Source organism: Mammaliicoccus sp. Q-M61 (assembly GCF_022386055.1).
Taxonomy (GTDB): Bacteria; Bacillota; Bacilli; order Staphylococcales; family Staphylococcaceae; genus Mammaliicoccus; species Mammaliicoccus sciuri_A.
Genome location: NZ_JAJNJL010000040.1, coordinates 1 through 282, shown reverse-complemented (window position 1 = coordinate 282; position 282 = coordinate 1). Strand labels below are relative to the sequence as shown.

1 rRNA gene is annotated in these 282 nt (G+C 36.9%); it reads left to right on the top strand.

The annotated features are described in order from the left end of the window. Positions 1-207: 207 nt before the first annotated feature. Positions 208-282: ribosomal RNA gene (rrf, locus tag LQ677_RS14610) — 5S ribosomal RNA — on the top strand; the annotation flags it as partial.

Sequence of the window (282 nt, the reverse complement as noted above, 5' to 3'; positions counted from 1 at the left end):
TTAATCAAATTTTAAATCGGTTTTAGCCGTAAAATCTACTTACTATCTAGTTTTGAATGTGTAATACATTTCAATTTGTATTGCGTAGAGAAAACGCTTATAGACAACGAATCACAATGGCTGACAAATGAGTTTACTTTCGTAAATGAATGAGGAAGACAGCAGTGATGAGGAAGTATGTAAACGATTGACTCAAGCAATAATTTGTCTGGTGACGATAGCAAAGAGGTCACACCTGTTCCCATGCCGAACACAGAAGTTAAGCTCTTTAGCGCCGATGGT